Annotated in this window: 5 protein-coding genes; 3 read left to right on the top strand and 2 right to left on the bottom strand. The window is 57.5% G+C overall.

From position 1 onward, the window contains the following. On the bottom strand, positions 1–2,469 hold a 2,469-nt coding region (locus QJQ48_RS16940; protein WP_346292424.1), incomplete at its 3' end, for a two-partner secretion domain-containing protein. Positions 2,470–2,928: 459 nt separating this feature from the next. Here QJQ48_RS16940 and glpK point away from each other — a divergent pair. The 3 genes from glpK (at position 2,929) to QJQ48_RS16925 (ending at position 9,243) form a co-directional block, all read left to right on the top strand. Next, positions 2,929–4,443, top strand: a complete 1,515-nt coding sequence (gene glpK / locus QJQ48_RS16935; RefSeq protein ID WP_346292423.1) for a glycerol kinase GlpK — start codon at positions 2,929–2,931, stop codon at positions 4,441–4,443. A gap of 69 nt (positions 4,444–4,512) precedes the next feature. Next, the gene (locus tag QJQ48_RS16930) at positions 4,513–8,289 is read left to right on the top strand and encodes a Yip1 family protein (RefSeq protein WP_346292422.1); all 3,777 of its coding nucleotides are present in this window, start codon (positions 4,513–4,515) and stop codon (positions 8,287–8,289) included. Between the two features lie 699 nt (positions 8,290–8,988). After that, positions 8,989–9,243, top strand: a complete 255-nt coding sequence (locus tag QJQ48_RS16925; protein ID WP_346292421.1) for a helix-turn-helix transcriptional regulator — start codon at positions 8,989–8,991, stop codon at positions 9,241–9,243. 8 nt (positions 9,244–9,251) lie between these two features. Here the strand turns inward: QJQ48_RS16925 and QJQ48_RS16920 are convergent. Further along, positions 9,252–9,740 (bottom strand): pentapeptide repeat-containing protein (locus QJQ48_RS16920; RefSeq protein WP_346292420.1); only part of this gene is annotated, 489 nt, incomplete at its 5' end.

Below are 9,740 nucleotides of genomic sequence, written 5' to 3'. Positions count from 1 at the left end.
GATATTCGCGGCTGAGATGGAGCCTTGGAAGGTGCGTAGCTCCACGTTGCCGCCGTCGCCCACTGCCGAAGTGGCGTCGATCGTCCCCGTAGTGGTGTTGATAGAGCCAGTGCCAGCGGCGACATCCAGAGCAATTTCGCCAGCGGCTCCGCCCTGACTAGACGCAGATGAGATATCGCTGCTGCTGATATTGCCTTCGTTCGTTATGAGGTTGATTTCGCCGCCGTTGCCCTCTACTGAAGTGGCTGTGAGGCTGCCGCTGGTGGTGTCTATCGAGCCGATGCCCCCTTGAATATCAAGCTGAATTTCACCGGCATTGGCATCGCCTCCAGAGCGGGTATCCACATTGGCGGTATCGATATTGCCAGCGGCGGTTGTGAGCGTAACGTCACCGCCCGTCCCCGTGGCTGAGCTGGCATCTAGGGTGCCGCTGCTGGTGTCAATCTGGCCGGTTCCCTGGGAGTTAGCGGCAATGTTGAAGTCTATGTCCCCTGCCGCGCCGCTGCCGCCAGTGAAGGTTTGGACGTCTAGGGTGGTGATGTTGCCGCCTGCGGTGTTGAAGGTGATATTACCGCCCTCACCATTTTCAGAGGTTGCGGAAACGGTGACGCCGCTGCTGCTGATATTGATTGCCCCCAAATCCTGGGTGACCTCTAGGTCAATAGCGCCGCCTTCGCTGTTGACTGAATCAGCCCTGAGGCCATTGTTGACCTTAATATCGCCGCCAGAGGAGGTGAGGCTAATATTGCCCGCTTCGCCGTCCGCCGAGGTGTCAATGCCAGCCACGGTAATCGCCGCCCCGGAAATCTCAATGTTGCGTCCGGCAGCGCGAATCACGTCAGCGGAGCCGTTCATCAAAAAGGAACCCGCGCCGTCATTGTCGGCATCAGCGGTGAAGGTAATGGCGCCGCTGCCCGGCTGAAACAGCAGTTCGTTGTCGGGTAGGTCATTGATGGAAACGTTGTTGCTGGCCTGGAGCGTGATGTTGGTGTCGCCCGACATGCCCTCTAGCTCAGACTCAAAGATGGTGAAGGTGCCGTCGGCGGGCGGTTCTCCGGCTAGCACCTCCGCTGACGCGGCATTGGGATCTGGGCCCAGGGCGTCCTGTCGCTGAGCGTCGTCATCACCGTCATCGGTGCCGCCAACAACGGCGATATTCTTCGGATCGAGCAGCAGGGTGCCAAATACCCCGTTAGTGGCTGAAGTATCCACAACGCCGTCAAAAATGAGGCTGTCCTTACCGGAAACTTCCACAAAGCCGCCGTCGCCTGCTAGGGAACCCCCCTGAGCGCTGATGCTGCCATAAAACCCGGTAATGTCGTCCGCCCAGACAATCACTTCGCCGCCATCCCCAGACCGGAGCGCGTCAGCCGAGAGGCTGGAGTCGGCGTCTACAAAAGTTCTGGCAGCGGTCGGAAGGTCGCTGCCCCCCTGATAGGCACCGCCGAGGCGAATTTGGCCGCCCCCCGTATTGCCGGCAGCGTCAATGTCGGCGTTGGCTACCGCGACGCGATCGCCCAGTACGGTCACGCGGCCCCCGGTCTGCTGGCTGCTGGTGTCTAAGCGACCAGAGGCGATCGCCGTTCCGGTTCCAGTCGGCAGCGCCACCCCGTTTGTCAGCCGCACCGCCCCGTCGGCCTCAACCGCGATCGCGGTTGCCTCAGCCACGCCGGAACCCGTCAGCAGTTCGGGCAGAGATAGGGGAGAAAGGGTACCCATCGCCGTCCCGTCTGCCAGCGTTTCCAGCTCTAGGCTCAGAGCCGCGCCCGCCTGGGAAATAATCACCCGGTTTTCGCCGGGCACAGCCGCGATCGTGATGTCGCCCCCTGGGGCTGAAAGGGTACCCAGGTTGACGACCTGACCGCCCAGCAGCGTCAGGCTCTCGCCCTGACCGACCTCTAGCACACCAGCGTTAACCAGGCTGCCGGGATCGTTAGCGGTGAAGCCAAAGCTGGTGGGATTGCCAACAAGGGCCTGATAGTCGTTGCTGCCGGTGGCATTAAAGGCGGTGCTGCCAAAGCCGATCTGATCGGCAGTCGTAGCGCTGAAGGCAGCCGGTACGTTTAGCCGCGCGTTCTGACCAAAGACGATGCCCGCTGGATTGACCAAAAACAGGTTAGAGTCCCCCCCGCTCACCTGCAATAACCCGTCAATCACCGACGGATCGCCGCTGACGATGCGGCCCAGAATATTTTGTACCTCTGGCTGACTGATGAAATTAGCAATCTCGTCAGCGTTGAGATTGAGCTGCTCTAAGCTGTGGAAGAGATTAGCTCCGTCGCCCGATAGGGTACCGCCGGTAATGTCAAAAGTTTGACCCTCAACGTTAACCACCGTGCCCGTACCGTCCTGGGCTGGGGTTACTGACTGAGCAAAGGCTGAGCGGACCTGTCCTGGCAAAAAAGCCCCAAAGGCAACCGTAGCCGCTAGATAAGCAGCGGCTGTGGACAGCTTATTCTGATGAGTCATGAGAAAAATAAAAGTCTAAGTACGGAGCGCAAAATACCGTTGCGCTAAAGTATGAATTTTTACTTGGGTTTTGATAGCGGTCTCACTATATCAAGCAGTCTGTCAGCTAAGTCTCTAGCGGTCGGGGGAAACTGCTGCTACTTTTGGTCAGGCTGCCGCTGCAAAACTCTCTCTTAAGAATCTTGCTTAGGGAGGATCCTCATTCTCTAAGCTGCTTACGGTGGTATAGCATTGACGCCAATAATCAGCCCATACGAGCATTAGAGGCAGCAGACTGATCAAAACAAAGGCAGCGGTCAACTCAGTCGAATTAAACAGTTAAATCTCACAGAAGCATTAATTCCCGTTAATCCCAGGAAGTTGCCAGAAGCCTTCTCAGTACAATAGGCATGTCTTGTGATTAGGCTTGTGCGTCCTCAAGCTTTTATAGACGCTGTTAATTTTTAAGATAGATCTCTCATGGCAAACGCTCAGTATATTTTGGCGCTTGATCTTGGCACGACGGGCAATCGAGCCATTCTGTTTAATCGCAGCGGTGACATTGCCGGACAAGCCTACAAGGAATTGACCCAGTATTATCCCCAGCCGGGCTGGTTGGATCACGATCCGCGAGAAATCTGGGACGATATCCAGTGGGCAATTCAAACTGCGATTCAAAAAGCCAGTATTGAGCCGACTGAGATTGCCGCCATCGGGCTGACGGTGCAGAGAGAAACCTGTCTGCTGTGGGATAAAACCAGCGGTCGGCCCTTGCACAATGCGATTGTCTGGCAGGATCGACGCACTGCTCCCATCTGCAACGAGCTGCGCCAGCAGGGATGGGCCGCCGATGTCGCCGATCGCACCGGCCTAGTTTTAGACGCCTACTTCTCCGCCACAAAGCTGCAGTGGCTGCTGGACTATGTGAAAGACCACCAACTAGACCCGCCGGTTGACCTAGACAACGTCCTGGCTGGAACCATCGATAGCTGGGTGCTGTGGAACCTAACCGGGCGCAAGGTCCATGCCACCGATCACAGCAACGCCAGCCGCACCATGCTGCTCAATCTGGCCTCTCTAGACTGGGATGAAAAGCTGCTGGATCTGTTTAATATTCCGGCCCATCTCATGCCGGAAATTCGTCCCAGCCTGGGCCACTTCGGCAACACCGATGCCGCAATTTTTGGGGCCGAAATTCCGATTATGGCAATTTTTGGCGACCAGCAGGCCGCTCTGTTTGCCCACGGCTGCAACCAACCCGGCCTGCTCAAATGCACCTACGGTACCGGCGCTTTTCTGGTGGCTCACACGGGTTCATCCGTGGCCCGATCGCAAAATCAGCTCCTCTCTACCGTCGCCTGGTCAACGGCTAAAGACGGCGGGGCCGATGTGGGCTATGCCCTGGAGGGCAGCATGTTTACCGCGGGGGCCTGCATTCAGTGGCTGCGGGACGGCATCAAGCTGATTACGACGGCAGCAGATACCGAGCCCCAGGCCCAAAAAGTAACCGACAACGGCGGCGTCTATTTTGTACCGGCCCTGAGTGGCCTGGGCGCTCCCCACTGGGATATGAATGCGCGGGGCGCCTTTTTAGGCATTACCGGCGGCGTGCAGCGGGAGCACATGATTCGGGCCGTGCTGGAGGCGATCGCCTATCAGGTCAACGAAGTCGTCGAGGCGGTCAATGAAGACAGCGGCACCCGGATCAAAATGCTGAAAGTAGACGGTGGGGCCTGCCAAAATGACTTTTTAATGCAGTTTCAGGCTGATGTCCTGGGCATTCCGATTGAGCGGCCAGCGGTGCTAGACGCCACGGCTCAGGGAGCGGCTTTCGGCGCTGGTCTGGCGGCAGGCTATTGGGATAGCTACGATGCCCTAATTCAAGATCGCAAGATTGAGCGGGTGTTTGAACCCAGTGACAACGCCCCATCGGCTCAGGCCAACTTTCATATGTGGCAAAAAGCCGTTCAGCGGGCCAAAAACTGGGTGGAGTAAGCTAGTAGGGGCAGGGTATGCCGTGCCCTCCAATCGATCACCCTCCGTTGCGGCTACGTTCTTGCCGTGATGGATTTGCCTTTGGAAGGAGAGCCGCCTTTGACAGAGACCGCGATCGCTCAGTTTTGGACATTGGTGAAGGGAGTTCTGGCGCTTGACCCCAATTTGTTTCAGCTCATCGAACAGTTTTCCCAGCGCTCTTGGGGCGCAGCGGCTGTCGTTCTGCTGGCGGGGCTGTCCCTGGGCGTTGCCGAAAGCGTTGTCCTGTTTATCAATCGCGTCCGTCCCGCCCGGTTCATCTTCAGCCTGCTGATTGGGGCCGTTCTCTTTGCCTTTGGCTATGGCTTTTGGGTGCTGACCACCTGGCTTTCTAGCGCCTGGCTGCTGCGCATCAACCTGTCGCTAGAGACGATCGCCCTGGTGCTGGCCTACAGCTACGCGCCGCTGATGTTTAGCTTTGTGGGGGCGCTGCCCTACTTCGGCGTGCCGCTGCTGCGGCTGCTGTCGGTCTGGACGCTGCTGGCGATGATGCTGGGCTTTTCGGCAGTGGCGGATCTGTCCTGGGTGCGAGCCTTTGAAGCTGTAGTAGTGGGCTGGATTATGCTGCAGCTGCTGCAGCAAACCGTAGGACAGCCCGTGGCTGCCCTGGGTCGCTGGCTGGCTAATACGGTGGCTGGCGTCCGGCTGGTGACAGACTGGCGATCGCTCAACGACCTGCTGCGAGCCGGAGAAGCCTTTCTCGCGGATGCCGTTTTGCCTAATCGCTCTTTACCAGAGGCAGAGGCGGTAGTAGCAGCAGATGTAGAATTTGCCCACGCCAACCGGGAGTGGGTCGCCGCTCGCTCTGTCTCGCCCTCCCCCCCCTCGCAGCCCAAACGCAGCGCCACGGCCCAGCCGTTTCCGCTGCGGCGATCGCTGCAGTATGTCGGCCTAGCCCTATTTGCCGTTCTGATCACCTTCGTCCTGTCTCCCGTGCGGCGCTTTTTGATTGGTGCCTACGTCACCTCCGGCACCGCCTGGGTACAGTTTTTTATTGATCTGGCCTGGATTAGCCTGCTGATTTTTATTATTAGCGGCCTGCTAGCTCCCCTAGAAGCGCTGGGCTGGTGGGCGGGCTGGTATGGCGATCCGATTGCCGCTACCCAGCCCATAGTGGCTCCCCAAACGCTCCCGCGCGATCGCATCAGGCGCGTCTTAGTTTATCTAGACGGTACGGGGCAATCGACCCAAGACTACCAGCCCTTTGTCGCCAACTTCCTCGACCAGCTAGCCCAGCAGCTTCCAGACGATGTGCTGCTGGTGAAAGGGCTGATGTCCTATTCAGTGCTAAATCGTCCCCTGACCGAAGATCGGCCCTTTGCTTTTTTCTGGCGCTGGGTAGAAGGGCTGGGGCCAGAACCGCAGGAAAGCTGGGTCAGCGCCTTAGTCAGCTTTCGCAACATGCTGATGGTGAGCGTTTCTGCCGATCAGCGCTACGGCCCGGTTTACAACTGGGGGATTGCCCAACGCATTTACGACAGTCTGGTGCGGCTGGGCTATCCGGCTGAAGGCGGCGTACCGATTACCTTAGTGGGCTACAGCGGTGGCAGTCAGGTAGGGATGGGGGCTGTGCCGTTTTTGAAAAATAGTCTCAATACCTCGGTGGAGGTCATTTCCCTCGGCGGCGTAATTAGCGGTCGGGTAGATGCCCTAGAGGTAGAGCAGCTTTATCATTTAGTGGGCGATCGCGACTGGATTGAGCGGTTAGGCATTGTCCTGTTTCCCCGCCGCTGGAAAATATCTTTTCTCTCCTATTGGAACCGGGCCAAGCGCAAAGGCAAAATCAGCATCATTGCCCTCAAAGACATGGGGCATCAGGGCATTGGCGGCATGTTAGATCCCAAGCCGCGCCACGGGGAAAGTCGCTCTCACCTGCAGCGGACGTTGACGCTAGTTCTCAGCATTCTGCAGGACAAATTTGCCGAGCAGCTCGCGGCGGATCGCCTCCCCCCCCAAACTGAAAGCAACTATCAGCGCTACCAGCAGGCCGACTTCAATCACTGGAGCTACTATCCCCTAGAGCAAACCGTTGACCCTCAGCGCTATCAGCCTATTGCCCCCTGGATGGGTCGCCTGATTTTACCTAGCCCAGAGCAGCGCCGCCGGGTAGAAGGGGTGCTGTTTGAGGTACATCATGCGGCAGCTCCTTATGCCTCCCTGGTGGGCAAAGTCGTGACCCTGCGCTGGAGTCTGCAGCCGGAAGTGCAAAGCCATGTGCGTCAGGTAACGCAGGACGTGCACTTTAGCGCTGAGGCGGAATATACCCACCGGCAAGGACTGGTGCATCCGATTCGGCTTAACCACTGGCGGCAGGTGAATCCGCTGGAATCTCTGGCCGGATCTCATCCACAGAATGACGTGATTGTGGCGCTGCCGCGGCCAGTGCAGGTGGAGGAGATGCGGTGGATGGGCAAATGGGGCGATGAGGCCAATGGAGAAGATACCAGGACGCCGAGACAGAGAGACGGCAGCGGGCGGATAGGGCAGGAGTGGATGCTCTATATTGAGCACGAGCCGGTGCAGATTAGCGGACGTTACTACGGACTGGTGCAGTTTTTAGGGCCGGAGGAGCCGGGGAGCGATCGCTATCGCGTAGTTCACTTTGACCGAGAGAAGCGGCGGTTTACCGGGGTGCAGGAGACGGTGCGGCTGCCCCAAGTGGTGACGGATAAGAACGGGACGCTGCCGTCAATCGCAAACCAGATTGAGCAGTCCCCCCAAAACCAAGAGGGCTGGTATATCTATGGTGCGCCAGATGCAGCAGGGCTGTTTACGGTGCAGGCCGTTGCGCCGCGCGATCTGTTCCGGCTGCTGCCGACGCGGACGCTGCTGCAGGCCAAGGCGGGTCTGCGCTATGTCGAGCGCAAGTCTTGGCAGGATTTAGAAACTAAGAAAGGGCAGACAGAATCGGTGCTGATTAGCCCCAATACGGCAACGGCGCAGCAGGCGCGGCAGGCTTGGCAAGTGGGCGATCGCGCTTTGTTAGTTCATATCTACGGCGGCATTGGCGGCAATCAGCGAGAACCGGCGGCCCAGGGGCCAATTTACTTCGGTCACTTTGCCTATGGGGTGGCGACGGTGGTGCATGAGCCGCTGGCCGATGAACCCCAGTTTGATATTCGCTACTACCAGGTCTATACCCACAATACCCACGGCATTATTGCTGGGGTGCTGCACTGGACGCGCTACATGGGCGATCGCCAGTGGGGCTTTTTGGGCACGCGCCCGGTGGCAGATATTTTGATTAAGCACTCGGCCTATACGGAACCGTTTGACTTTAATGGTTCTCTGCCGACAGCCCTAGACGATTTAATTCGCCAGTTAGAGACGATGGTGGCCCGCTACCGGATTGGCGACGGCACCGGGGGCACCTATGTCGGCCCGGCTAATAACTGCGCCCAGGATTCTAACCAGGCGCTCTATGCCAGTATCAAGCAGCTAGAGGAGCTGATTCAGGCCAGTCCGCCCAAGCGATCGCGCTGGCAAAAGGATCACCCAGAGCAGGCTAAGCGCTATCAGCAGCTTTTAGCGATTCGGCGGGACCTGCAGCGAGATCTGCTGCCTCTAGGCAGTGCCCGCGCCGACTGGGAAGATGGCCGCGAGGTGTTGGGCAGCAATCTAGAAGATTTTCCGCTGAAGACGCTGGGGCGGGGGCTGCTGAGCTGGCGCACCATGCTGCCACGGGTGGCCAGCGATACGGTGACGAAGCTGTTTCTGCGGCATGGGGCCTGTCTGTGGGTGCTGCGGACAAATCAGGTGGGAGGCCATGACCCAGAAATCGAACCGATCGCGCCGGTAACGTTTTGAGCTTGAATCTATTAACGACCAGCCTCGCTTTGACCTATGAGCCTCTCCGAAGAATTGCTCGTCATCAACGTACTCTAAACCATAGAGCTGGATCAGCTCTCGCAGCGTGACTGTTTCTGCTTGCAGAATCTGTGCCATTGGCTGACCCGCCTTTTCATCCTCCGCAGGCCGCGAAGCCTATTTATCATCTTAGGTGAATTATCCAGAGCGATCGCTTCTAGCATCCTCAGCAGGGACCGTTTTTTGCAAACAAAGCGAGTTCACTTCGCAATGATGAGAAAAAACGGTCTTTCAGTGACGCTAGCTGAGCTAAGAAGCATACGAACGGTTGCGTTGTAGATACGGGGCAATTGGGCATGAGGTGATGATTGCAATGGAACAGATCAAACTTTTGAGTCAGCAGATTGCTGAAAAATTTCAGCCAGAGCAGATGATTCTGTTTGACTCATACGCTGACGGTGAATAAACTGAGGACTCAGATGTGTGATTATCCTTTGGTTTCCGTCAGGGACCGTTTTTTCTGGTTCTTGCGGGATTAACTGCTCTGTTTGCAAAAAACGGTCCCTCTGGGCGTCGAAAACAATTACAAAGTGAGCATTTGGAATAAGCTGCCTGAGAATTTTGCGATGCTCATCGGCGTCATTACGGCGGCGGAAACGAGCAACGGTAATGCGTTGGCATTTGGGCAATAGGCGAACTATGCCTAGACGTGATGTGTCCGGTGATGGCGGTGTTTCGCCGCTGAAAAGACTGCGAGAGCAGGCTAGCTTGTCGCAGGAGGAGCTAGCCAGGCGGATTGGGGTGTCGGTGAAGACGATTAGTAACTGGGAGCGGGGGGTCTACCCAGCGACGATGACGGTGCCGCAGGTAAAGGCGATTTGTGAGGCGTTGGGGGTGTCGCTGGCTGAGCTGCCTGACAGCTTTGCGCCTGTCGAGAATGGTTTCAACCGCTAAGTTGACGCCTATTCACCCTCTACCTGTCGCTGCTGATTGACGAATCTCTCTGCTTCTTCCAGAGTTCTAAAATCGTTTGGATATCGCTCTCTTAAGACCGCCGGTAGCTTGTCACAGTCTCTATTTTGATAAGGCTCTAACTCTGACGGTAGTGTGGCATTACAGATCAGCGGGGGATTCTCGCTTTTGAATTGCTGCCTAGTCAAATTGCCAGCCCTATTCAAACTTGTATTTAGCAGGATAGCCCTGGAAAGGTCAGCGCTGTCGAGGTCGGCGCTGGCGAGGTTGGCGCTGGCGAGGTTGGCGCTGTCGAGGTCAGCGCTGTAGAGGTTGGCGCTGGCGAGGTTGGCGCTGGCGAGGTTGGCTCTGTAGAGGTCGGCGCTGTAGAGGTTGGCGCTGTAGAGGTTGGCGCTGGCGAGGTCGGCGCTGTCGAGGTAGGCGCTGTAGAGGATGTCGCGGATGGAGCTGTCGCGGCTGGAGCGGTCGCGGTTGGAGAT

The organism is Sphaerothrix gracilis Ecp01, from assembly GCF_030405905.1.
Classification (GTDB): Bacteria; Cyanobacteriota; Cyanobacteriia; order Phormidesmidales; family Phormidesmidaceae; genus Sphaerothrix; species Sphaerothrix gracilis.
The sequence above is the reverse complement of the archived record's forward strand: the minus strand, read 5'-3'. Positions and strand labels throughout refer to the sequence as shown.

Coding starts and splice junctions, on each gene's coding strand:
- QJQ48_RS16925 (WP_346292421.1), top strand. CDS start 8,989: ATGCCTAGACGTGATGTGTCCGGTGATGGCGGTGTTTCGCCGCTGAAA.
- glpK (WP_346292423.1), top strand. CDS start 2,929: ATGGCAAACGCTCAGTATATTTTGGCGCTTGATCTTGGCACGACGGGC.
- QJQ48_RS16930 (WP_346292422.1), top strand. CDS start 4,513: ATGGATTTGCCTTTGGAAGGAGAGCCGCCTTTGACAGAGACCGCGATC.